The organism is Novosphingobium kaempferiae (assembly GCF_021227995.1).
Taxonomy (GTDB): domain Bacteria; phylum Pseudomonadota; class Alphaproteobacteria; order Sphingomonadales; family Sphingomonadaceae; genus Novosphingobium; species Novosphingobium kaempferiae.
Window position 1 is genome coordinate 2,961,987 of the sequence record NZ_CP089301.1, and the last position, 24,153, is coordinate 2,986,139.

21 protein-coding genes are annotated in these 24,153 nt (G+C 69.3%); 9 read left to right on the plus strand and 12 right to left on the minus strand.

What is annotated here, in order from left to right; genetic code table 11:
- Window positions 1-90 precede the first annotated feature (90 nt).
- From metW to metX, 3 genes are read right to left on the minus strand one after another with little or no spacing between them, the layout of a single operon-like run.
- Entirely contained in the window at window positions 91-702 is a 612-nt protein-coding gene (gene metW / locus LO787_RS13380) for a methionine biosynthesis protein MetW (RefSeq protein WP_232491519.1), read from the minus strand.
- Window positions 699-1,133, minus strand: coding sequence for a GNAT family N-acetyltransferase (locus tag LO787_RS13385; RefSeq protein WP_232491520.1), 435 nt, complete (start codon window positions 1,131-1,133; stop codon window positions 699-701). Before LO787_RS13385 ends, metW begins: the two co-directional genes overlap by 4 nt.
- The gene (gene metX / locus LO787_RS13390; protein WP_232491521.1) at window positions 1,130-2,230 is read right to left on the minus strand and encodes a homoserine O-acetyltransferase MetX; all 1,101 of its coding nucleotides are present in this window, start codon (window positions 2,228-2,230) and stop codon (window positions 1,130-1,132) included. The genes LO787_RS13385 and metX overlap by 4 nt, the downstream gene beginning before the upstream one ends.
- A 93-nt stretch (window positions 2,231-2,323) precedes the next feature.
- On the opposite strand from metX, the gene hisC reads away from it, so the two are divergent.
- From hisC to LO787_RS13405, 3 genes are all read left to right on the plus strand, one after another.
- Window positions 2,324-3,448 carry a histidinol-phosphate transaminase gene (gene hisC / locus LO787_RS13395; protein WP_232491522.1) on the plus strand — a complete coding sequence of 375 codons (1,125 nt, stop codon included), beginning with the start codon at window positions 2,324-2,326 and terminating at the stop codon, window positions 3,446-3,448.
- The gene (locus LO787_RS13400; RefSeq protein ID WP_232491523.1) at window positions 3,445-4,383 is read left to right on the plus strand and encodes a prephenate/arogenate dehydrogenase family protein; all 939 of its coding nucleotides are present in this window, start codon (window positions 3,445-3,447) and stop codon (window positions 4,381-4,383) included. Before hisC ends, LO787_RS13400 begins: the two co-directional genes overlap by 4 nt.
- A gap of 96 nt (window positions 4,384-4,479) precedes the next feature.
- Entirely contained in the window at window positions 4,480-5,265 is a 786-nt protein-coding gene (locus LO787_RS13405) for a transglutaminase-like domain-containing protein (RefSeq protein WP_232491524.1), read from the plus strand.
- A 122-nt stretch (window positions 5,266-5,387) separates the two neighbouring features.
- Here LO787_RS13405 and LO787_RS13410 read toward each other — a convergent pair whose 3' ends face one another.
- From LO787_RS13410 to ftsE, 4 genes are read right to left on the minus strand one after another with little or no spacing between them, the layout of a single operon-like run.
- Window positions 5,388-6,092, minus strand: coding sequence for a lysophospholipid acyltransferase family protein (locus LO787_RS13410; RefSeq protein WP_232491525.1), 705 nt, complete (start codon window positions 6,090-6,092; stop codon window positions 5,388-5,390).
- Complete coding sequence (locus tag LO787_RS13415; RefSeq protein ID WP_232491526.1) at window positions 6,089-6,628, minus strand: YdcF family protein; 540 nt, start codon at window positions 6,626-6,628, stop codon at window positions 6,089-6,091. The genes LO787_RS13410 and LO787_RS13415 overlap by 4 nt, the downstream gene beginning before the upstream one ends.
- 31 nt (window positions 6,629-6,659) lie before the next feature.
- Window positions 6,660-7,562, minus strand: coding sequence for a cell division protein FtsX (locus tag LO787_RS13420; protein ID WP_232491527.1), 903 nt, complete (start codon window positions 7,560-7,562; stop codon window positions 6,660-6,662).
- A 2-nt stretch (window positions 7,563-7,564) separates the two neighbouring features.
- Complete coding sequence (gene ftsE, locus LO787_RS13425) at window positions 7,565-8,278, minus strand: cell division ATP-binding protein FtsE (protein ID WP_232491528.1); 714 nt, start codon at window positions 8,276-8,278, stop codon at window positions 7,565-7,567.
- A 146-nt stretch (window positions 8,279-8,424) separates the two neighbouring features.
- On the opposite strand from ftsE, the gene LO787_RS13430 reads away from it, so the two are divergent.
- On the plus strand, window positions 8,425-9,279 hold the full coding sequence (locus LO787_RS13430) for an MJ0042-type zinc finger domain-containing protein (RefSeq protein ID WP_232491529.1): 855 nt from the start codon (window positions 8,425-8,427) through the stop codon (window positions 9,277-9,279).
- Window positions 9,280-9,285: 6 nt separating this feature from the next.
- Here the strand turns inward: LO787_RS13430 and LO787_RS13435 are convergent, their stop codons facing one another.
- Entirely contained in the window at window positions 9,286-9,486 is a 201-nt protein-coding gene (locus tag LO787_RS13435) for a hypothetical protein (protein ID WP_232491530.1), read from the minus strand.
- A 246-nt stretch (window positions 9,487-9,732) separates the two neighbouring features.
- Between LO787_RS13435 and LO787_RS13440 the strand changes: the two genes are divergently transcribed.
- Window positions 9,733-12,234 carry a PepSY domain-containing protein gene (locus LO787_RS13440; RefSeq protein WP_232491531.1) on the plus strand — a complete coding sequence of 834 codons (2,502 nt, stop codon included), beginning with the start codon at window positions 9,733-9,735 and terminating at the stop codon, window positions 12,232-12,234.
- A 111-nt stretch (window positions 12,235-12,345) separates the two neighbouring features.
- Here LO787_RS13440 and LO787_RS13445 read toward each other — a convergent pair whose 3' ends face one another.
- The 4 genes from LO787_RS13445 to LO787_RS13460 form a co-directional block, all read right to left on the minus strand.
- Window positions 12,346-15,717, minus strand: coding sequence for an error-prone DNA polymerase (locus LO787_RS13445; protein ID WP_232491532.1), 3,372 nt, complete (start codon window positions 15,715-15,717; stop codon window positions 12,346-12,348).
- A complete protein-coding gene (locus LO787_RS13450; protein WP_338045433.1) occupies window positions 15,714-17,045 on the minus strand; it encodes a Y-family DNA polymerase in 1,332 nt (443 codons plus the stop codon). Before LO787_RS13450 ends, LO787_RS13445 begins: the two co-directional genes overlap by 4 nt.
- Window positions 17,046-17,142: 97 nt before the next feature.
- A complete protein-coding gene (locus LO787_RS13455; RefSeq protein ID WP_232491533.1) occupies window positions 17,143-17,901 on the minus strand; it encodes an ImuA family protein in 759 nt (252 codons plus the stop codon).
- An 82-nt stretch (window positions 17,902-17,983) separates the two neighbouring features.
- On the minus strand, window positions 17,984-19,135 hold the full coding sequence (locus tag LO787_RS13460; RefSeq protein WP_232491534.1) for a glycosyl transferase: 1,152 nt from the start codon (window positions 19,133-19,135) through the stop codon (window positions 17,984-17,986).
- A gap of 240 nt (window positions 19,136-19,375) precedes the next feature.
- On the opposite strand from LO787_RS13460, the gene LO787_RS13465 reads away from it, so the two are divergent.
- From LO787_RS13465 to LO787_RS13480, 4 genes are all read left to right on the plus strand, one after another.
- The gene (locus tag LO787_RS13465) at window positions 19,376-20,053 is read left to right on the plus strand and encodes a response regulator transcription factor (RefSeq protein WP_232491535.1); all 678 of its coding nucleotides are present in this window, start codon (window positions 19,376-19,378) and stop codon (window positions 20,051-20,053) included.
- Window positions 20,050-21,426 carry a sensor histidine kinase gene (locus LO787_RS13470; protein WP_232491536.1) on the plus strand — a complete coding sequence of 459 codons (1,377 nt, stop codon included), beginning with the start codon at window positions 20,050-20,052 and terminating at the stop codon, window positions 21,424-21,426. The genes LO787_RS13465 and LO787_RS13470 overlap by 4 nt, the downstream gene beginning before the upstream one ends.
- A 211-nt stretch (window positions 21,427-21,637) precedes the next feature.
- Complete coding sequence (locus LO787_RS13475) at window positions 21,638-22,666, plus strand: glycosyltransferase family 2 protein (RefSeq protein WP_232491537.1); 1,029 nt, start codon at window positions 21,638-21,640, stop codon at window positions 22,664-22,666.
- A gap of 251 nt (window positions 22,667-22,917) precedes the next feature.
- Window positions 22,918-24,003 carry a DegT/DnrJ/EryC1/StrS family aminotransferase gene (locus LO787_RS13480; RefSeq protein WP_232496313.1) on the plus strand — a complete coding sequence of 362 codons (1,086 nt, stop codon included), beginning with the start codon at window positions 22,918-22,920 and terminating at the stop codon, window positions 24,001-24,003.
- Window positions 24,004-24,153 lie beyond the last annotated feature (150 nt).

Here is a 24,153-nt window from a genome sequence, read left to right on the forward strand (position 1 = left end):
TCGCAAAGGGAATCTCCCGGATGCGCGGGCCCCGGCCCGCCGGTCGGGCCAAGGGATCACAGCGCGCTCCGGGGAGCAACCCTTCGCGGTTCAGCCCCCGCGCGAGAGGAGGAACACCGCATGCTCGGCGCGGAAATTCGCCGCCGCGGCGCTGCACTGAGTGTCGCCTGAAAGGAACCAGCGCCCCTCCACGGTAATGCCACGCTCCACCAGCAGCGCGCGGAAGTCGTTCACGGTGAGGTGGTGGATGTTCGGCGTCTCGTACCACGCGATCGGCAGCAGCCGCGTCACCGGCATCCGCCCGTTCCACAGCAGCGATGTCCGCACCCGCCAGTGCGCGAAGTTGGGGAAGCTGACGAAGGCCTTGCGACCGATGCGCAGCAGCTGCTCCAGCACCATGTCGGGGCGCATCGTCGTCTGCAGCGTCTGCGACAGGATCGCGTAGTCGACCGAGTTGTCCGGATAGAACGACAGGTCGGTGTCGGCATCGCCCTGGATCACCGACAGGCCCTTGGCGACGCAGGCGCCGACGTTGAGCGCGTCGATCTCCATGCCGCGCGTGTCGCAGCCGGAACCGTCGCGCAACGCCTGCATCAGGGTGCCGTCGCCGCAGCCGACGTCGAGCAGGCTGGAGCCCGCCGCGACGTTGTCGGCGATGATGGCAAGGTCGGGGCGCAGGCCCAGCTTCATCGCCGCGTTCATGACGCCACCGCAAGCTGCGCGGCGAAGGCGGGCGACAGGCGCTCCATCAGCCGCTCGGGCCGCATCAGCGGCGTGAAGCCGAGCGCGGCATAGACGCCGTGCGCATCGGCCGTGGTCAGCGCGAAGCGGCGCACCGTTTCGTACTCCGGGTGTTCGAGGAACCAGTTCACCATGCGACGGCCAAGCCCCTGCCCGCGCACGCTCTCGTCCACCCACACGTCGGCCAGCCACGCGAAGCTCGCATGGTCGGTAATCATGCGCGCGAAGCCGACCTGCCCGTGCTCCGGGTCATAGGCGCCGAGGCAGTGCGAGCCCGCGATCTGGCGTTCCACCTGCTCGCGCGCGATACCGGGCGTCCAGTAGCTGCCCGCCAACCAGCCGTGGACGCGCGCCACGTCGAGGCGGCTCCTGTCGTCGGAAAGCTGTATCATCCGATGAACCCCTCCACCACGCGGTCGAGCGCGGGCACGTCGAGCAGGAACGAGTCGTGCCCGAACGGCGCGGAAAGCTCCACGAAGCTGACCGGCAGCCCCGCCGCGTTCAGCGCATGGACGACGTTGCGCGATTCCGCCGTGGGATAGAGCCAGTCGGTGTCGAAGCTGACGAGGCAGTAGCGCGCCTTCGACTTCGCGAAGGCATTGGCCAGCATCCCGCCATGCTCTTCGGCAAGATCGAAGTAGTCCATCGCGCGGGTGATGTAGAGGTACGAGTTCGCATCGAAGCGGTCGGTGAACGACAGCCCCTGATAGCGCAGGTAGGATTCGATCTGGAAATCCGCGTCGAAGCCGAAGGTCTTCTCCTCGCGGTTCTGCAGGCGGCGGCCGAACTTCTCGGTCAGGCCCGCTTCCGAAAGATAAGTGATGTGCGCGGCCATGCGGGCGACGGAGAGGCCCTTTTCCGGCCCCTTGCCGAAGGCATAGTAATTACCCTCGCGCCATTCCGGGTCGGCCATGATCGCCTGACGCCCGACTTCATGGAACGCGATGTTCTGCGCCGAATGCCGCGCGGTGGAGGCCAGCACCAGCACTGCGCGCGTCCGCTCGGGGAAGTTGGCGGCAAGGCTCAGCACCTGCATCCCGCCCATCGATCCGCCGACGAGCGCATGGAGGCTGTCGATCCCCAGCGCGTCGAGCACGGCGATATGGCCCTTCACCATGTCGCGGATGGTGATGACCGGGAAGCGCATGCCCCATGGCGTGCCGTCCGGGCCATCACTCGCCGGCCCGGTCGAGCCCATGCACGAACCGATGACGTTGGCGCAGATCACGAAGAAGCGGTCGGTGTCGATCGGCTTGCCGGGGCCGACCATGCGCACCCACCAGCCGGGCTTGCCGGTCTTGGGGTGGTTCGACACGACATGCTGGTCGCCGGTCAGTGCGTGGCAGATCAGGATCGCGTTGTCCTTAGCCGCATTGAGCGTGCCGCAGGTCTCGTAGGCGATGCGCGCGCAGGGCAGCATCTGGCCGCCGTCCAGCATCAGCGGCATGTCGAGGTCGAGGAACTTGTTCTCGATGGGGGGGAAGGGCATCGTTTGAAGATCGGGCGCCATGATGCGATGCCCAATAGAGCCTCAAACGCCCCCTGTCATTAGCAGCCATGCTGGGTTATGGGGCCGCCCGTCATGAGCGAAACCGAGACCCGCAGCGAAGCGCCCCGAACCGCCCCGGCCCCGAAGCCCTGGATCGAGGCGATCCACGCCTATGTCCCCGGCAAGTCCAAGGGCAAGGACGGCAGGCCGCTGATCAAGCTGTCGGCGAACGAGAACCCGCTCGGCACGAGCGCGGCGGCGCTGGCGGCGAAGGCCGCCGCTCCCGCGCTCTACCCGGACCCGGACAGCACCGCGCTGCGCGCCGCCATCGGCGAGCGCCACGGCATCGACCCGGCGCGCGTGGTCATGGGGACCGGCTCGGACGAACTGCTCAACCTTGCAGCGCAGGGTTACGCGGGCCCGGGCGACGAAGTGATCTACGTGCGCTACGGCTTCTCGGTCTACGACATCGCCGCGCGCCGCTGCGGCGCGACGCCGGTGGTCGCGCCCGATTCCGACTATGGCACCGATGTGGATGCGCTACTGTCGCTGGTGACGGAGAAGACCCGCGTGGTCTTCGTCGCCAACCCCAACAACCCGACCGGCTCCTACATGGCAAAGGGCGAGATCGCGCGCCTCCACACCGCGCTGCCGTCCGACGTGCTGCTGGTGCTCGATCAGGCCTATGGCGAATATGTCGCGGCCGAGGACGAGGACGGGGCGATGGCGCTCGCCGCCGCGCATGACAACGTGCTCGTCACCCGCACGTTCTCCAAGATCTTCGGGCTGGCCGGGGAGCGCATCGGCTGGGGCACCGGCGCGCCGGGCATCGTCGCCACGCTCAACCGCATCCGCGGGCCGTTCAACGTCTCCAGCACCGGGCAGGCGATGGCGCTCGCGGCGCTGGGCGACCCGGCCTTCGTCGAGGCCAGCCGCGTCCACAACCGTGACGAGCGCGCCCGTTTCGTCGAGAAGCTGGAAGCCCTCGGCAACCACGGCCTGCGCCCGCTGCCGAGCCAGGCGAACTTCGTGCTGATCCTGTTCGAAGGCGCGCTGACCGCCGAGACCGCGTTCGAGGGCCTCGCGGATCGCGGCTACATCGTGCGCTGGCTGCCCGGACAGGGGTTGCCGCAGGCACTGCGCATCACCATCGGCAAGCCGCACGACATGGACGCCATCGCCGAGGCCCTGCGCGAAATGGCGGAAAGCGCGAAATGACCTTCGCCACCATCGCCATCATCGGCCTCGGCCTGCAGGGCGGCTCGATCGGCCTCGCCGTGCGGGAATTCCTGCCCGAGAGCCGCACCACCGGCTTCGACCTCAGCCCGGCGCACCGCGCCCGTGCCGCCGAGCGCGACCTCGTCGACAAGGTCTGCGACACCGCGAGCGAGGCGGTACGTCATGCCGACCTTGTGATCTTCTGCGTGCCGCCCGGCGCGATGGGCATCGCCGCCGAGCAGGTGCGCGACGCTCTGCCTGCGCACGCGCTGGTCAGCGACGTCGGCTCGTCCAAGCAGGCCATCGCCAAGGCTCTGGGCGACGCGCTGCCGGACCATGTCGTGATCCCCGCGCATCCCGTCGCGGGCACCGAGAATTCCGGCCCCGACGCGGGCTTCGCGCACCTGTTCCGCAACCGCTGGTGCATCGTCACCCCGCCCGCCAAGGTGGACATGGTGAAGCTGTCCGAACTGGTCGGCTTCTGGGAAGCGCTCGGCGCCAACGTCGAGATCATGACGGCGCAGCACCACGATCTCGTGCTCGCGGTAACGAGCCACCTGCCCCACCTCATCGCCTACACCATCGTCGGCACCGCCTCCGACCTCGAGGACGTGACACAGGGCGAGGTCATCAAGTATTCGGCGGGCGGCTTCCGCGACTTCACCCGCATCGCCGCTTCCGACCCGACGATGTGGCGCGACGTGTTCCTGTCCAACAAGGACGCGGTGCTGACCATGCTCCAGCGCTTCACCGAGGATCTGACCGCCCTCCAGCGCGCGATCCGCGTCGGCGACGGCGAGCAGTTGTTCGACCATTTCGCCCGCACCCGCGCCATCCGCCGCTCGATCATCGAGGAAGGCCAGGACGATGCGCGGCCCGATTTCGGGCGCGGCGATCACGAGAACGGTGGCGCTACCGGCGCGCCGGGCCGGTGAACATAATTTAATCGCGGAGGCGGGGAGCCTAACGGCGTCCCGTGGCTTACTAGTGGTTATCCCGGAGATGGGCCAACTGCATCAGGACGCCGCCTCATGCGCCTCTCGATCGTGACGACGCTCGATTACGCCGTGCCCGAGCCCACCGACATCCTGCTCCAGATCGAGGCGGCAGTGATCCCGGAGCAGCACATCCTCGACGCGCGGATCGACCTGCCGCCGACCGACCACTTCGCCCGCGTGCCTGCACAGGCCTGCATCGGCGAGCGCCTGCTGCTGCGCACCGGCGCGCCGCTCAAGGTCCGCTACGAGGCCAGCGTGGAGGTGAACCGCATCCTCGCCGACATCGCCACCCTGCCCGCCGTGCCGCCGCACCTGCTGCCGGGCGAGACGATCGACTACCTCATGCCCTCGCGCTACGTCACCTCCGACACCTTCCACGACTTCGTGCAGACCGAATTCGGCACGCTGGAAGGCGGCCTGCGCGTCGCCGCGATCCGCGACCGCATAGCGGAGACGCTGACCTACGAGCCCGGCTCCAGCGACGCCTTCACCACCGCCGCCGACACCTTCAAGAGCCGCAAGGGCGTCTGCCGCGACTATGCGCACCTGATGATCGCCTTCGTGCGCGCCAGCGGCATCCCGGCGCGCTTCGCCAGCGTCTACGGCCTCGGCGTGGAACCGCAGGACTTCCATGCCGTGTGCGAGGTGTTCCTCGACGGCGTGTGGCACATGGTCGACGCCACCGGCATGAGCACGCCCGACCGCATGGCGAAGATCGGCATCGGTCGCGATGCGGCGGACGTCTCGTTCCTCACCAGCTACGGCGACGTGGAACTGCTGTCGCAGACGGTCGAGGTCAGCGAACTGGTGCCGGCCTAGAACCGAACGACGCTCCCCCATCCCCCACATCGTCATTGCGAGCGTAGCGAAGCAATCCAGCGTGGTGGGCCAACCGAGGATTGCTTCGATACGCTCGCAATGACGAACGGCTGGGCAGTTTTCTAAGCGTTCAGCGCATTGATCGCCGCATGCACCCGCGCCTCGACCTCCTCGCGCGGGAGGCCGGGGGCGATGCGCTCGCCCACGCGCAGGGTGATCGTTCCGGGCTTCTTCCAGCGCCGATGATAGAGCCGCCCGCTGTTCACCGCCACCGGCACCACCGGCAGCGCCAGCAGCTTGTAGAGCCCCGCGAAGCCGGACTGCAACGGCGGCCGCTCGCCCGTCGCCACGCGCGTACCTTCGGGGAAGATCGCCAGCGGACGCCCCTGCGCCGCAAACCCGCGCGCGCTGGTGACCATGGCGCGCAGGGCCTTGGCCCCCTCACCCCGCTCGACGACGACCGCGCCATAGCGACGCGCCACCCAGCCCCAGCCGGGGATTTCCGCCAGTTCCGCCTTGGGAAACGGCGCGGGGCGACGCATCTGCGCGGGCAGGTCGATCGCCTCGAAGAAGCTTTCGTGCTTGATCGCGACGAGCACGCCCTCGTTCGGCAGTTCGCCCTCGATGACGAGGCGGATGCCCAGCAGCCAGCGCGCGCACCAGCGGTGGAACATTCCCCAGCACCGCACCGCCCGGCGCAGCGCCTCGTCGCCGAACAGCGACGCGACGATGCAGGAGATCACCAGCACGACCGTGCCGAGGTAGAACACGAGGTAGAACAGCAGCGAGCGCGCCACGTCCAGCGGGCTCGCCTTGTCGGACTTCATCGCAGCATTTCCCAGAGGTTGAGCGCGGCCCGCGCCAGCAGCTTGTGATATTCGAGGAACAGCGCGCCGAGGCTGGGGTGCGAGGGCACGCCGTCGAGTTCCAGCCGCACGTCGTCGGGAAACTCGCGCGCGATCTCCAGCGCGGCGCGGCGCATGTGCCAGTCCGCGGTGACGAGGCGCACCGACTTGGCGTTGTGCTCGGCCACCCACTGCGCCGCTTCGACCGCGTTGGAGCGCGTGTCGTAGGCGCGGTAGCCCAGCGTCACGCAACAGCGCATCAGGCGCGGCGGCACGCGGAACTGGATGGCGAACTCGCGCGGGCGCACCTCGCGGTCGACGCCCGAGACGAGCAGGTCCGGCGCCTGTCCGGCAGCCAGCACCTTCACCGCATGTTCGATCCGCCCCTGGCTGCCGGTGAGCACGATGATCGCGTCGGTCTTCACCCCCGCGGGCAGCGGCCCGGGCAACGCAACGGCGAACCACAGGAACCCGAAGGCCCAGATCAGCACGAGGGAGGCGACGAAGCGGCGAAACATAGGTGAATAGCTATATAGGGGTTCGCAGCCGTTACAGCATCTTTCGCAACGCGTGCAGCACGGTAAGCCGCGCGGTGAGCATGGCGAGCAGCGTCGCCAGCATCGGCACGACCGCGAGGATCAGCCAGTCGCTCCACACCAGCGCGCCATTGTCGACCAGCCCCGCGCCCAGCCCCTCGAACCGGCGGCCGAGGGACAGGATCACCACCAGCGCCAGCGCAAGCCCCACCGCGCCGCCGCCCGCCGCGTCGTAGCCGATGGAGCGCTGGAACACCCGCGCCACCTGCGCATCGGTGCCGCCGAGGAGGTGGACGATCTCGATCGTGTCCCGGTTCGCCCCCAGTGCGGAACGCGCCGCCAGCAGCACCGCCGCCGCCAGCGCGCCCGCCAATAGCGCGACGATCACCATCGCCAGCACCTGCAGCGACACCATCGCGTCGAACACCGGCCGCAGCCAGTTGGACTGCGCGTCGATCCGGGCCGAGGGCGCGACGGGCGTCACCCGCCTGGCGATCGTGGCAAGCTGCCGCGCCGTGGCGGGTCCGTTCAGCCGCACGTCGATGAGCGCGGGAACGGGGATCGCCGCCCCGGTCGCCGCCGCGATGCCGGTGCCGAGCCAAGGCTCGATCAGCGCGTCGAGTTCGGCCTGCGGCACCTGCCGAAGCCCTGCCACGCCGGGCAGCGTCTTGATCGCTTCGACCGCGCGGGCGGCCTGAGCGGCGCGGATTTCGGCGCGCGGCTCGATGATCTGGACGGTCACGCCGCCGTCGATCTCCGCCTTGGCCGCCGAGACCGCATTGCCGAGCGCGAGGCCCGCCGCGAGCGCGATCGCCGTCATCGCCACCATGATCGCGATGACCCAGGGCATCGGGCCGGACATGCGGCCCTGCGGGATCAGCTCGACGCCGCGCCCGGCGGTAAACCAGCGGCGCATGCTCACGTCACCTTCCTCGGCGGATAGCGCAGCGCGCCGGTGGGGTCGGACAGCCGCCCCTTGTCGAGCCGCATGATGAGGCTTTCGGGCACCTTGCGCAGCAGATCGAGGTCGTGGGTAGCGACCACGACCGTGGTTCCCTGCCGGTTGAGCATCTCGAACAGGCGGATCAGCTTGGCCGCCATGTCCGGGTCGACGTTGCCGGTCGGCTCGTCCGCCACCAGCATGGCGGGGCGCGCGATCACGGCGCGGGCGATGGCAACGCGCTGCTGCTCGCCGCCCGAAAGCGTCTCGGGCCGCGCGTCGATGCGATCGGCAAGGCCCACCCATTCGAGGATGTCGCGCACCGGCCGCGCCAGATCCTTCTCGGCATGGCCCGCGACGCGCAGCGGCAGCGCCACGTTGTCGAAGGCGGACAAGTGCTCGACCAGCCGGAAATCCTGGAAGACGACGCCGATGCGCCGCCGCATCGCGGGCAGGCGGGCGCGCGGAAGGGTGATCGCATCGGTCCCGAACATGCGGATCGCCCCGCGCGACGGCCGCTGGGCAAGGTACAGCAGCCTGAGCAACGAGGTCTTGCCCGCGCCGCTCGCCCCGGTGAGGAAGTAGAACCGCCCCGCATAGAGCGTGAACGTCAGATCGCTCAGCACCTCGCGTTCGGTGCTGTAGCGCAGGCCGACATTGTCGAAGTGGATGATTTCCCCGTCCGCGGTCATGCTCGTCAAGGATCGTGTTTCAGTCGGACCGAACGGGCCGCAAGGGGCTATAGCGGTCCTTGCATGTGGAAAAAAGAGCGTCATGACGCGAACCCACAGGCGGGACGCTTGTCGCACGCGCGCAAGGCGTGCTTATGAAGGCGATCATGATAATCGCCTGCCCTGCCTGCTCCACGCGCTACGCTGTCCCGGACAGCGCCATCGGCGTGGAAGGCAGGACCGTGCGCTGCGCGAAGTGCCGCCACAGCTGGTATCAGGAAGGCCCCGAGCTTGAGCGCGTACTGGACGGCGTGAGCGCTGCCCCGGCCGAAGCCCCCGCGCAGGCACCGGTGGAGCAGCCCGCCCCGGTTCAGGCGGCAGCCTCGCCGCAGCCCGAACCCGCGCCCCGCCCGGCCCAGCGCCCCGCCGTCGTGGTGCCGCGTGCGCCGGAGCAGCCGGCAGCGCGCGCGGAACCGATGCCACCTCCCCCGCCCTCGCGGCGCACGGGACCGGTCTATTACGACGACACCGCGAACAAGGCCTATTCGGACGAAGGCCCGTCGAGCTTCGACTTCTCGCCCCCGTTCCGCCCGCGCCGCAACTGGACGAAGATCGGCACTTACGCCGCCGTGGCCTTCGCCGCCGCCACGCTGAGCCTCGCCGCCGCCGTCGCGGTGGGTGGCCTGCCCGACTGGCTGCCGATCCCGCGCCCGACCTTCCAGCAGGCGCAGCCGGACCTCAAGCTGGACTTCCCGCGCGGCCGCCAGGATCGCAAGCCGCTGCCCGACGGCACCGAGTTCTTCAGCGTCAGCGGCACGATCACCAACATCGGCGCGCAGACGCGCAAGGTGCCCTCGCTCCTCGTCGTCCTGCGCGACCGGCGCGAGACGATCGTCTATGCCAAGGAAGTCGTTCCCGCGAAGAGCCAGCTCGCGCCGGGTGAGACGATCACGGTGAACGAGGCGCTGACCGACATTCCCAAGTCCGCCGCCGCCGCCGAGATCGGCTGGAAGCCGGACTGATCCGTCTCAGGTCAGCAGCGCGAAGACCAGCGCCCAGACAGCAAGGCTGAGCAGCGCGGCAACCAGCCACCAGCGCCACAGGATCGGCTTCGCACCGACCGGCGCGGATCCCGCACGATCGATACCCGGCGAGCGGACACGCAAATCTTCGATGCCCGTCGACGACGGATCGCGATCCCTGTTCATCATGTGGTGCTGCGAAACCATCCTGCCGAAATAGCATCGATTGCTTAACATCTCGCCAATCCGGGGTCGAGGGCCGCTCCGGGTAGTTTTCCGGGGTTTCGGTAACCCTCGGACTGTCTCCGCTTCGTAAAACTCCTTGCTATTGCGAATATGTCGCATTAGCCGACCTGCCCGAGAGGGAAACGAAAGCCCGCAAGGCCAATCGGCCCGTGCTTTTCAAACGGGGGCCATGCTTGCGCAAGGCCCCGCATCGGGGGCACGGTCGAAGTGACGCGCAGAGTACTGTTTCAGGTTCACTGGTTTCTGGGGATCACCGCAGGGCTCGTGCTCGCGGTCATGGGCCTTACCGGCGCGACGCTCAGCTTCGAGGACGAGATCATGCGGGCAATCAGCCCCGGCATCGTCACGCTCGAGCCCGGCAGCGGCAGGATCATGTCGCCCGATGCGGTGATCGCCCGAGCCTCCGCCGCGCGCGAAGGGCGCCGGGTCGAATGGCTGACCGTGGAATCCGACCCCGCCCGTGCGTGGCAGGTCATGTTCGCCCCCGATCCCGGCGAGCGGCGCGGCGAGCGCAGCTATATCGACCCGCGCGACGGACGCCTGCTCGGCAAGCCGAACGGCGAAGGCTTCTTCCGGCTGGTGCAGGACATCCACCGGTGGCTCGCCGCACCCGGCGGCTCGAAGGGCTGGGGGCGCCAGATCACCGGGTTCTCCACCATCGCGCTGATCTTCTTCGCGCTCTCGGGCCTGTACCTACGCTGGCCCCGCCGCGCGCTCGACTGGCGTTCTTGGCTGGTGCTCGACTTGCGCAAGAGCGGGCGCAACCTCTACCGCGAACTGCATGTCGTGATCGGCAGCTGGGTCGCCATCGCCTACCTCCTGAGCGCGTTCACCGGCCTATGGTGGTCCTACGAGTGGTATCGCACGGGCGCGATGGTCGTGCTGACCGGATCGGCCGAGCGCGACGGCGGCCGTGAGAGCAAGGAAAAGGGCGAGCCCGTCCCCGTCTCGCTCGCCCGTGCCTGGACGACCGTGGAGCGCGCGACCGGCGGCCGGTTCGAATCGGTCTCGGTCACCCTGCCCGCCGACGGCGGCAAGACCACCTTCCGCGTGCTCCTGCCGAACGCCCGGCACGACCGCATGACCGACAACCTCGACATCGACGTGGCGAGCGGACGGCTGCTCAAGGCCGACCGCTATGCCGACCGCGGCACCGGCAAGGTCATCGCGACGAGCATGTTCGAGGTCCATCGCGGCGCGATCTTCGGACTGCCGGGGCGCATCACGATCTTCGTGACCAGCCTTGCTATGCCGCTGTTCACCGTCACCGGCCTGCTGCTCTACTTCGCGCGACGCCGCCGCAAGCAGGCGCTGGCCGAGATCGAGGCCGCGCCGGTCGTCACGCACACGGCGGACGAGGGGATGCTCGTCGCCTACGCCAGCCAGACCGGCGGCGCGGAGCGGCTCGCCCGCCAGACCGCCGCCGTGCTGGGCGGCGCGAAAGTCCTGCCGATCTCCTCGATCGACGATGCCGTGCTGGCGGAAGCCCGCCGCGCGCTCTTCGTCGTGAGCACGTATGGCGAAGGCGAGCCGCCGGACCGCGCCCGCCGCTTCGCGCGCGAAACGATGGCGACGCCGCCGGTCGCGGCCGATCTCGACTATGCCGTCCTCGCCCTTGGCGACCGCGAATATCCGCAGTTCTGCGCCTTCGGCCACGATGTCGACCGCTGGCTGCACTCTGGCGGTGGCCGTCGCCTGTTCGACACCATCGAAGTCGACGGCGAGGACGTCGATGCCGAGCGCCAGTGGCAGCAGCAACTCGCCGCGCTGGGTGCGGACCCGATGGCGGCGGACTTCGCCCCCGCGCAATACGCCCGCTGGCGCCTGACGGAACGCCGCCTGCTCAACCCCGGCAGCAAGGGCGGCCCGGCCTTCCTGCTCGCCCTCGAACCGCTGGGCGACGCCGCGCACGACTGGCAGGCGGGCGACATCGCCGAAGTGCGCCCGGCCAACGATCCTGCCGCCGTCGCCGGATTCCTCGTCCGCTCCGGCCTCGACGGGACCGCCTTGGTGGAGGGACGCACGCTCGCCGAACACCTCGCCGATGCCGTGCTGCCCGATGCCGCCGAAGGCTCTGCGGACGAGATCGTCGCAGGCCTGCGCCCGCTGCCCCATCGCGAATACTCGATCGCCTCAATCCCGGCGGACGGGCGCATCGAGCTTGTCGTGCGGCAGGTCCGGCGCGACGACGGCACGCTCGGCCTCGGCTCGGGGTGGCTGACCGCACATGCACCGATCGGCGCGGAAATGGCGCTGCGTCTGCATGCCAATCCCGGCTTCCGCATCGCGGACGATCACGGCAAGCTGATCCTGATCGGCAACGGCACCGGCCTTGCGGGCCTGCGCGGCCATCTGCGGCAGGCGGCGAGCGCAGGCAGCACCGGGCACTGGCTGCTGCTGGGCGAACGCAGCCGCGCGCACGATGCATTCCTCGACGACGAACTCCAGTCGTGGCTGGCGGACGGCACCCTCGCCCGCCTCGACCGCACATGGTCGCGCGACGCCGATTGCGGGCGCTACATCCAGAACATGATTCCCGAAGCCGCCGCCGTGCTGCGCGAGCAGGTGGAAGACGGCTCGACGATCCTCGTCTGCGGCAGCCTCCTCGGCATGGCCCCGGCGGTGGACGCGGCGCTGCGCTCCGTCCTTGGCGACGAGCGGCTGGAGGACATGGCCGAGACCGGGCGCTATCTCCGCGATATCTACTGAGCTGGCCGTTTAAACGAGCGAATGCTTCGTCATTGCGAGCGTAGCGAAGCAATCCAGCGGCGTGGGCCGACCGTGGATTGCTTCGCTACGCTCGCAATGACGAATGCGACCTCAGTGAAAGTCCCGCGAGCGGGGCAGGATGCGCACGTTGCGCGGATGTCCCCGCGACGCATGGCCCGAAGTCGGCCGGTTCGGATCGTAGACCGGGTGGCGCACCGCATCGCCCGGCATCGGCTCGGGCTTGAGCATCGGCGGCGGCGAGAGGCGCGCCATCGCCTCGCTGGCATCGGTGACGAGATCGACCATCAGGTGAACCACGCCTTCCTTGCTGTGCTGGACCACGCCGTCGATCACCATCAGCCGCGCGGCCATCACCGCGCGCCGCTGCTTCTCGAACTCGCGCGCCCAGAGCAGCGCGTTCACGATGCCGGTCTCATCCTCGATGGTGATGAAGATCGCATTGCCCTTGCCGGGTCGCTGGCGGATCAGCACGACCCCGGCGACGCGCACTTTCTGACCATCCTTCGCGGTATTGACTTCCGCGCAGGTCCGCACCCCCTGCCCGGCGAAGTGTTCGCGCAGGAACTGCATGGGGTGGCCCTTCAGCGACAATCGCTGGGTCTGGTAATCGGCGACGACTTCCTCGGACGGCGCCATCGCGGGAAGCGCGGCTTCGGGTTCCGCGGCCAGTTCGGGCGCATCCAGCGCCGCGAAAAGCGGCAGTTGCGCCGAAGGCACCCGCCGCGCCTCCCACCCCGCCTGACGCCGGCTCTGCCCCAGCGAGCCGAGCGCATCGGCATCGGCCAGCAACCGCAGGGCGCGCGAGGGCAGCCCGGCCCGGCGCGCGGCGTCCTCAAGGTTCGCGATGGGCGCAGCCTCGCGCGCCGCTTTCAGCGCCTCGGCCCACTCCTTCTTGAACCCGCCGATCTGCCGCAGGCCAAGGCGCAGGATGCGTTCGCCCTCCAGCGTATTGTCCCAGAAGCTGTCGCGGATATCGATAGGCCGGACCTCCACCCCATGTTCGCGCGCATCGCCGACAAGCTGCGCGGGCGCATAGAACCCCATCGGCTGGCTGTTGAGCAGCGCGCAAGTGAACACCGCCGGATAATGGCACTTCAGCCATGACGAGACGTAGGCCAGCAGCCCGAATGCCTGCGCATGGCTTTCGGGAAAGCCGTATTCGCCGAAACCTTCGATCTGCTTGAAGCAACCCTCGGCGAAGTCCTGCGGATAGCCGCGCCGGACCATGCCGTTGACGAACTTTTCCTGATGTTCATGGATGGTGCCGTTGCGCCGGAACGTCGCCATCGAGCGGCGCAGGCGGTCGGCCTCAGCGGGGGAGAACTTCGCCGCGACGATCGCAAGGCGCATCGCCTGTTCCTGAAACAGCGGTACGCCCATGGTCTTGTAGAGCAGATCTTCCATCTCGCCCTTCGGGCCGGGAAAGACGACCTTCTCCTCACCCGTGCGCCGCCGCAGATAGGGATGGACCATGCCGCCCTGAATCGGGCCGGGCCGCACGATGGCCACCTGGATGACGAGATCGTAGAGTTCGCGCGGCTTCATGCGCGGAAGCATCGCGATCTGGGCGCGGCTCTCGACCTGGAACGTGCCGATGCTGTCGCCCCTGCACAGCATGTCGTAGGTCGGCACGTCATCCTGCGGGACGGTGGCCAGTTCCAGATCGCGCCAGCCATGATCGCGCAGCAGATCGAAGCTCTTGCGGATCGCCGTCAGCATGCCAAGCGCGAGAATGTCAACTTTCATCAATCCGAGGGATTCGAGGTCTTCCTTGTCCCACTCGATGAAAGTGCGCTTCTCCATCGCCGCATTGTGGATCGGCACGAGTTCGTCGAGCCGACCTTCGCTCAGCACGAAGCCGCCGACATGCTGCGAAAGGTGGCGGGGGTATTCGAGGAGCCGCCCCACCATGTCGCGCAGACGCTCCACCTGCGGGTTGGCGGGGTCAAACCCGGCTTCGGTCAGGCGGGTTTCGGGCAGTTCGGTGCCACCCCAGCTGCCCCAGACGGTACCGGAGAGGCGCGTGGTGATGTCCTCGCTCATGCCCAGCACCTTGCCGACTTCGCGGATGGCGCTGCGCTGGCGATAACGGATGACGGTGGCGGCAATCCCGGCACGGTCGCGGCCGTAGCGATTGTAGATATACTGCATCACCTCTTCGCGCCGCTCGTGCTCGAAATCGACGTCGATGTCGGGCGGCTCGTCCCGCTCGGTGGAGAGGAAGCGCGTGAACAGCAGTTTTTCTTCCACCGGGTCGATCGGCGTGACGCCAAGGAAGTAGCAGACCAGCGAATTGGCCGCGCTGCCGCGTCCCTGACACAGAATCGGCGGATCGAGACTGCGCGCGTAATGCACGATGTCGTGGACGGTGAGGAAGTAGTAGGCGATCTTCTGGTCACGGATCAGGCCGAATTCCTCGTTCAGCGTCTCTTGGTACCTGGGTGGCAGGCCATCGGGGAACCACTTGCGCGAGCCCTCCATGACGAGATGCTCCAGCCACGGCTGCGGCTCCCAACCTTCGGGCACCGGCTCGTGCGGGTATTCGTAGCGCAAGTCGTCGAGGGTGAATTTCACACAGGCCAGCAAGTCCTGCGTCGCCGCCAGCGCCTCGGGGCAGGCGCGGAACAGGCGGGCCATCTCGACGGGGAACTTGAGGTGCCGCTCGGCATTGGCGGCGAGGCGGCGACCGGCGGTCTGGACGGTCAACCCCTCGCGGATGCAGGTGAGGACGTCCTGCATCGGCCTGTCCTCCGGCGTCGCATAAAGCACGTCGTTGGTGGCGATCAGGGGGACGCCGGTGCGCTGCGACAGCGCCATCCGCTCCGCCAGCCGACGCGCGTCGCGACCGGCACGGGGCATGGTGGCGGCAAGCCAGAGCCTGACCGTAGTTTCCGCCTTGCCCCCTCCTTCGTCATTGCGAGCGTAGCGAAGCAATCCATGCGGTGCGCGATGCCGCTGGATTGCTTCGCTACGCTCGCAATGACGAGGTGTGAGTGTAGATGTGGAGTGCGAATGAGCAGCCAGCGCCCGCAACGTGGCAAGCAGCGCTTCGTCCCCATCCCCACTACCCGGCATCACGATCAGCGCCATCTCCTGCGCATGTTCGACGAGGTCGCTCAGGTGCAGTTCGCACTCGCCCTTCTTCGACTTGCGGTTGCCCAGGGTCAGCAGGCGCGTCAGGCGGCCCCAGCCGTGGCGCGTCATCGGATAGGCCACGATGTCGGGCGTGCCGTCCGCGAAGACCAGCCGCGCGCCGACGATCAGGCGCAGCCCGCTTTTTGCCCTCCCGATCTCCTTCCATGCACGATGGGCGCGGACCACGCCCGCCACGGTGTTGCGGTCGGCGATGCCGATGCCGGTCATGCCCATCGCCTGCGCCCGCACGACCATCTCCGCTCCCGGCGAGGCGCCGCGCAGGAAGCTGAAATTGGTGGCGGTGACGAGTTCCGCGAAAGCACTCACGGGAACAGGCCGTGCAGATACCAGCGCGGGTCCGGCTTCTCGCTGAACAGGCCGTGGCGGAAGATCCAGTAGCGCCGCCCGTCCGCGTCCTCGATGCGGTAGTAGTCGCGCGTCTCCCCCGCTCCGCCGGGCATGTGCCCGCCGCGCCGCCGCCACCATTCCGCGCCAATCCGCTCCGGCCCCTCGGCCAACGTGACGTCGTGGAGGCGCCCCTTCCAGCGGAAGCGCTGCGGCGGACTGTCGGGCACACCCGCGATCACGTCCACCTGCTGCGGCGGGTCGAGGAGGAGGAGTGGACGCGGTGGCACGTCCTCGGGCGGCGGCCACTGGACGTTGCGGAGGCGCAGCGCCGGGACCAGCGCCTGCGCCTTCTCGGGCAAGTGCCGGTCGCGGGGGGCGACACGGCGCACGCTGTCCTCGCCCATCCGCACGCTGAGCTGGTCGACCAGTGCGGCCACGTCGTCGGCGTTCTCCTCCCTGCCGTCCTCCAGCATGATCTGGCGCGAAGGCAGGTGCTGCGCGCCGAGTACCGCCAGCGTGATCGCATCGAAGCCGAAGCCGGGGTCCAGCGGGTCGGAAAGCGTGTCGATCCGCTCGCGCAGGAGGCGCATGACGGCAGCGGGATCGCGCACCGCCAGCCCGGTTTCCACCGCCAGCCGCCTCCGCGCGTTGTCGGTGCGATGGAGCGTGACGAGGAAGCGCCGCCCGCCGAGCTGGCGCTGCTCCATCGTGCGCGACGCCTGCGCCAGCAGATCCTCGATCACGTCGAGCGCGTCGTCGGTCCGCGCGAGGGGTTCGGGAAAGCGGGTTTCCAGCCGGATCGGCTCGGCCAGGCGCAAGGGGACGACGGGGCTGCCCGCTTCGCCCAGGATCGCGCGCAGGCGGGTGACGGCGAGTTCGCCGAAGCGCGCCGCGAGGCCCGCCATCGGACGGCTGGCGAGATCGCCCAGCGTCTCCAGCCCGGCGCGGCGCAGGCCGGACAGGGCCTCCGCGTCCAGTTCCAGCGCGGAGACCGGCAGGGCGCGCACGTCCGTCCCCCCACCGAAGCGCGCCAGCGCGCGGGCGGCGGCGACATGGGGGGCGAGCGCGTGGCGCACGGCATGGCCGGTGGCGGCGAGCACCGCACGCACCAGCGCCGCCTCCCCGCCGAACAGGTGCGCGCAGCCGGTCACGTCGAGCACCACGCCGTCGGGGGCATCGAGCGAGACGAGCGGGGTGAAGGCGATCATCGCTCCCGCCAGCCGCTCCAGCGCGCGGGAATCGGCGACGGGATCGTGCGGCGCGGTGGCGAGGTCCGGGCAGCGCGCGCGGGCATCGGCCAGCGTCATGCCCGCGCCAAGGCCCTGCCGCACCGCCGCCACGTCCACCGCCGCGAGGCGCAGCGCCTGCCCCTCGCGCGCGAAGAGTGCCTGCGGGCCTTCTCCGTCAGGCAATGCGCCGCAGCGGCGCGCCCGTTCGCAGGGCAGGAAGGGGAACCACAGCGCCAGATAGCGGCGCGGCCCGTCCGCCTGCCCGGTCGTCGGCGTCAGCGGCAGCGTGGTCGAGGGGTATGTCGCGGAATCCGCCATGTTCGTCATTCCATTCCAGCCGCCAGCGCATTCCCGCCGGTCCGCCCCGCCGCCGGACCAGTTCGACCAGCAATGCCGGAGGACCGGGAGCGCGCGGCTCCAGCGGGACGGAGGGCGCGGTGGAGACCGTCCAGCGGGTATGCGCGGCGCTCGGGCGCGGGTCGGCATCGCCGCGCAGCATGACCACCGGGATGCGCGAGCGCTCCGCCGCGAGGATCAGGCGGCGGCTCGCCACCATGTCGTATTCGCGCAGTCGCCCCCAGCTCTCGACGATGACGGCGGCCGGGCCGCTGCTGCGCGCCGCGTCAAGCCCTGCCCGCAGCAGCGCCGCATCGTCGCGCGCGTCGATGACGACCAGCCGGGCGGGATCGACGCCGAACGCGGCGAAGCCCGCGCCGTAAGGCACCATCGCCGCCCCGCGCCTGCGGGTGCGCAGCAGCAGCACCGGCTTGCGACCGTCTGCATCCATTGCACCCAGCCCGAAGGCGAGCGCCCCCGCCCAGTCCACGCCATCGGCATGGACTTCGTGCAGCTGCGCGCGGGCGAGCCGGGGGATGCCGCCGCCGCTATCGGGGGGCGGATCTTCGATGCAGGCGCCGGCCTGATCGTGGAACATGGAACGATCCTCGAATCGGGAATTTCGTTCCTATTATGTTCCAATTTGAGGGTGCGAGTCTACTCCCCTTCGCCGCGCCGTTTCAGGCGGCGGCGAGATGGCCGGGGCGTTCGGAGCGCAGGCCCGCGAAGCACTCGACCCGGTCGGCGGCACCGTCCACCGGGCTGCGTCCCCGGAACACCGGGGTCCCGTCGGGCCGCCACGAGATACCCTCGATGGTGTAGGCCATGCGCTCGCGCTGCCAGTTGACGTAGGCCGGGTGGGTGGCGAAGGCGCGCTCGATGGCGGCGGCGATGTCCACCTCGGGGGCGATCACCTCACCGAAGTGCCACATCGCGTAATCCTCGCTGTCCTGCCACTCGACGCCCCTGGCATCGACGAAGAGGCAGGGGCGCGGATAGGCGAGGAATTCGTAGACCTGGCTGCTGACGTCGCCGATGTAGAGATCGGCACCGAGGGTATAGGTCATGTCGTTGCAGCGCGACGATCCGAGGTCGATCACGACCTGCCCCGGCACCGCCAGCGCCTCCCACTGCCGCCGCTTCGCCGCCGACCAGCGGCCCGCCAGCCTGACGTGCGGCGCGACGACGAGGTTGTAGTGGCCGTCGGCCACCACCGCCTCGACCAGCCGCTGGCCGAACACCTCGATCGAGCCGTACTTCTTGGAGAAGTGCGGGTTGTAGAGGATCGTCGGGCGGCCGTTGTCGAACAGCGGCGGACGCTGGAGCGCTCCGGCAAGGACGGTCGAGAGCTTGACCGGGCCGGTGACGGTGCAGGCCTCCGCCGTGACGACGCCGCTTTCGACGAGGCGGTCGCGATCCTTGCGCCCGGCGAGCATCACATGGTCAAACAGGCGGAAGCGCTTCTCGAAGCCCACCGCGCGGTCGCCCGCGCCGTGCGGGATGTGCAGGATCGGCGGGCAGTGGCCGGGCAGGCGCTTGAGGATCGTCGAGGTCCGCTCGGCACAGAGGATCACCGCCGCGTCGCGCAGGCGCTCGGCCTGCAGGGCAAGGCGCAGGCCCTTGTGCAGCGCCGAGGGCAGGAGCTTCGCGATGCCGGGCAGGCCGAGCACCACCGTCTCGGGCAGCACCTGCCCCTGGGCGAAATCCCGGGCAGCCGCGGCTTCCGCATCGCTCGACACGAACAGGCTCACCTGCCCCGGATGGCGCCGCTCAAGCTCCAGCGCGACGGGCAGGATGTGCCCGAACTGGTGCGATCCACCGATGGCAAGCACGTTGATACGTTGGCCGGAAGCTGGGACGCGTGCGGAATCGGTCCGGGGGAAAGGAGAGGGGGAAAGGGGCATTGCAATGCTTTGGCGCAGCGACGTTGGCCGGGCGTGGAGCCTTTATTTAGTTTTGCCCATTTTCCTCCGCCCGCGCGTTCGCGTCAACCGCGAACTCCCCTGCGACACTGCCCCACCTCGACGCCCCACCTCGACGGGGACACGGGTCCACGATAAGGCTCGGGCGGGATGCAGATACTCCTGGTCGAAGACGATGCCGCGCTGGCGGCGCATATCATGGCCGGCGTGCGCGAGGCCGGGCACGTCGTCGAGCATTGCGCCGATGGCCGCGACGCGCTCGTCCGGGCGACCTGCGAGTGCTACGACGCGATCATCCTCGACCGGATGCTGCCCACGCTCGACGGGCTCAAGGTGCTCGCCGCCCTGCGCGCGACCGATGATGCGACCCCGGTGCTGATCCTGAGCGCGCTGGGCGACGTGGACGAGCGCGTGCGCGGCCTGCGCGCCGGGGGCGACGACTACATGGCCAAGCCCTTCGCCATGTCCGAACTGCTGGCGCGGCTGGAGACGCTGGCGCGCCGCAACGCGCCGGTCGCCGAACAGTCCAGCCTGCTGCGCGTCGCCGACCTCGAGATCGACCTTGCCTCGCACACCGTCACGCGGGCGGGACGGCGCATCGCCCTCACCCTGCGCGAACTGCGGATCGTCGCCTATCTCGCGCGCAATGCGGGGCGTGTGGTGACGCGCACGATGCTGCTCGAGAACGTGTGGGACTACAATTTCGACCCGCAGACCAACATCATCGACCAGCACATCAGCAAGCTGCGCCAGAAGATCGCGCAGGATGACGAGGCCGACCTGATCCACACCATCCGCGGCGTCGGCTACATGATGCGCGCGGGATGAGGCGCCTGCTGCGCAGCTTCACGTTCCGGCTGATGCTGTTCTACGCGGGGCTGTTCTGCCTTTCGGTGGGGCTGCTGATGGGGGCCGGGTACTGGCTGCGCGTGGTCGTGCCGATGGACGCCGCACACGCCATGGTGGACGAGGAGGCGGAGGAGTTCCGCGCCGCCTACCTCGCCCACGGCATCGCCGCCACCGCCACCGCGCTCGACCGGCGGGCGCGCCATTCGGATGGGCCCAAGGCGTTCCACGCCCTGCTCGCCCCCGATGGCCGGGTGCTCACCTCCAACCTGCCGAGCTGGCCCGCCCGCCCGTCCGAGCAGCTCACGCTGATCGAGGCGGATACCTTCGTGGAGGGCGTGGAAATCGACCACAACGCCCTCGTCCGAGACCGCATGCTGCCCGGCGGCGCGCGGCTCATGATCGGCCGCGACGTGGAGGAAGTGACCAGCGAGGCCGAAGTCCTGCGCACGGCGGCGGTGTGGATCTTCGGCGTGACGCTGCTCCTCGGCCTCGGCGGGGGCTGGCTGATGAGCCTTGCCATCGGGCGGCGGATCGAGGCGGTGACGCTGGCGGCGCGGCAGGTGATGGAGGGCGACCTTGCGGGCCGCGTGCAGGTGCGCGGCTCCAACGACGACTTCGACCGGCTGGGCGAGACGCTCAACCTCATGCTCTCGCGCATCCAGTCGCTGTTCCAGGCGGTGCAGCGCGTCTCTGACAACGCCGCGCACGAACTGCGCACCCCGCTCGCGCGGCTGATCGGGCGGCTGGAGGCGCTGGAGCACATGGCCGGGGACGACCTTGCGATGCGCGTCGCCGCCGGAGATGCGATCGTCGAGGCGAACCGGCTCCGGCAGATCCTCTCCGCGCTGATGCGCATCTCGCGGCTGGAGAACGGCCGCCATCCGCTCGAACGCCAGCGCACCGACGTGGTGCAGTTGCTGGAGGATCTCGAAGAGTTCTACCAGCCCGAGGCCGAGCGCCTCGGCATCGACCTCGTCCTCTCGGCGCAGCGGCCGCTGGTGGCGGACCTCGACCTCGACCTCGTGTTCCAGGCGCTGTCGAACCTCCTCGACAATGCGCTGAAGCACGCCGGGCCGGGGCATCGGGTGGAACTGTCCGCGACGCGGCGGCGCGGCGAGCTGGAACTGAGCGTGCGCGACGACGGCCCCGGTCTCGACGAGGACGAGGCGGCCCGCGTCACCGAGCAGTTCTATCGCGGCACGAACTCCGCCGCGGTGCCGGGCGACGGCCTCGGCCTCAGCATGGTCGCGGCCATCGCGCAGGCCCACGGCGCGGAACTGCTGCTCGCCCCCGCCTTCCCCGGCCTGCGCGTCTCGCTGGTGATTCCCGAGCCCCGTCCGGCGCGAATCTGACCGGAACGCCGTTCCCCCGCGTTTTCCATACGGAAAATTCGGACCAGTAGACCCAGCCCTCAAACGGGCAACGCATCTGCAATATTCCCGTAAAACCGTCGATATTTCAAATCAGCGTATACTAGTGAACCTTGCCCAAACTGGACGACGCAACTGCCCTGTGGTGTAAATAACGTCGCTGCATCTGGCCTGCTTTCGGTTTGGAGTCTGCATGCCGACGCTTTCTATCTGCATACCTACTTTCAATCGCGCGGATCTTCTGGCCGAACTTCTCGAAAGCATCGTGGCCGAAGCCATGCCCGAGATCGAAGTGGTCGTCAGCGACGACGGTTCCTCCGACCATACCGCCGCCGTGATGGAGCGCTATGCGGCGCGCATCGCGCGGTTCGTCGGCATCCGCCAGCCGGTGAACATCGGCGTCGACCGCAACGTCGCCGCCGTGACCGCCAGCGCGACGGGCGACTACATCTGGCTGATCGGCGACGACGACCGGCTGGAGCGTGGCGGCGCGCGGCGGGTGATGGAAGCCCTGCAACGCTGGCCGCAGGCGGTCGCGCTGACGGTGGGCGTGGTCGACTACGACGTCACCATGCGCCGCATCACCGGCATCCGCGCCATGCCCGAAACCCAGTGCGTGACCGGCGCCGGAGCCGCCTTCAGCCGGTTCGCCGAACTGCTGGGCTATATCTCCGGCACACTGGTGAAGCGCAGCAACTGGGAAGCGGCCGCCGCCGATCCGCGCGCACGGGCGATGGACAACCTCTATTCGCCGGTCTTCATCGCCGGGCTCGCGGTCGGCAGGCACGGCGGCTGGGGCGTGGTGCAGGAACCCTGCGTCGGCTTCCGGTCAGGCAACGACCAGTTGAAGCGCCGGGTCGGCTGGCTAGAACGGCTGCGGATCGACGTGCGCGGCTATGACGAGATCGCCGACATGCTCTTCGCCGACGATCCGGCATCGCACCGCGCCATGGGCAAGCGGGTGTTCGACACCCACGTCATCGCCCGCGTGGTCAACGCCAAGACCGACGGCGACAGCGCCGGGCAGACGCTCAAGGCCGCCGCCTACCTGATCGGTCGCTACGCCGCGCTGCCCCGGCTGTGGACGGTGGCGCTGCCGCTGCTGCTGGCCCCGGCGGGCACGGTGCGGGCGATTCGGCAGGCCTACCAGACCTCCATTCCGAACTCCGGTGCGGGCCGCGCGCGACAGCTCACGCTCGATCGCGCGCACCCCAGCCGCTAGCCTCAAAAGCGGGAGACATCGCCATCGGCATCTTCTCTTCCTTCGCGGGACAGGTTCCCGCTTCCGACGACGACCCGGACGCCGGGGACTTCGGCCTGCTGCGCAGCGTCGCGTCGGTCGACCGCGAGGCGCTGCTGCGGCGGCTCACCGCGATCGAGCCTCAGGCGCCGCGCCGGTTGCTGGCCTACGAACCGCAGCTGCCGATGACGGACGCGATCACCCCGTACCTGCGGATGATCGACCAGTCGCGGATGTATTCCAACCAGGGCCCGCTGGTGAAGCGGCTCCAGCGGCGGCTGTGCGACCTGTTCGACCTGCCCGAAGAGACCGTCGTCGCCACCAGTTCGGGCACCGCCGCGCTCGTCGCCGCGATCCTTGCGCACGCAGGCCCGGCCACGCCCGAGCGCCCTTACGCGCTGTGCCCTGCCTATACCTTCGTCGCCACCGCATCGGCGGTGCGCCAGTGCGGCTTCGAGCCCTACCTTGCCGATGTCAGCGCGGAAACCTGGACGCTGGACCCGGACGTGCTGGCGTCGCACCCGATGCTGGACAAGATCGGCGTCGTGGTGCCCGTCTGCCTCTATGGCCGCCCCATCGATGTCGAGCGCTGGGCCCGGTTCCAGCACGAGACCGGCGTGCCCGTGGTGATCGACGCCGCCGCCGCCGTGGAGGCGCTGGCGGACGGGACGATGACCTGCGCCGCCGAGGTGCCGCTCGCCCTCAGCTTCCATGCGACCAAGGCGCTGGGCTGCGGCGAAGGCGGCTGCGTCGTCTGGCCGGACCTTGCCATGGCGGCACGCACCGCGCAGGCGACCAACTTCGGCTTCATGGGATCGCGCAACAGCCAGACCGCCAGCCTCAACGGCAAGATGAGCGAATACCACGCCGCCGTGGCGCTGGCCGAACTGGACGGCTGGGCCGCCAAGCGCGCCGACTTCGGCCGGACCATCGCCGCCTACCGTGCCGCCTTCGCACGCGAGAACCTGCCGATAGACCGGCTGGCGACCTACCCGGAACTGGCGTCCAACTACGTCGTGCTCAAATGCCCGGACGGCACCATGCTGGAAGCGGTGCAGGCCGCGATGGACGCGGCGGGGATCGAGGCGCGGCTGTGGTACGGGCGCGGGATGCACCAGCACGACCACCTGCGCACCGCGCGCCGGGACGAACTGCCGGTGACGGACCGCCTGTCCGGCACCCTGCTCGGCCTGCCGATGGGCTCCGGCCTGACCAGCCTTGAGGTGGACCGCGTGGCGACGGTGCTGGCGATGCAGTTCCACGGCCCCGCCGCGATGGCGGGAATGCCACCGCTGCCGGATGTCCTCCACCCGGCCTGAGGGGGAAAACCGCCTGGCCCTTCCCCCCTGATGGGGGAAGAATAGCGAAGCTTGCTCCGTCAGGAGCTAGCGCAGCTTGGATGGGGGTGATTTTCCGCACACAGCGCCCAGCCTCTCACCCCCGCCCAACTTCGGCTAGTTCGCTACGCT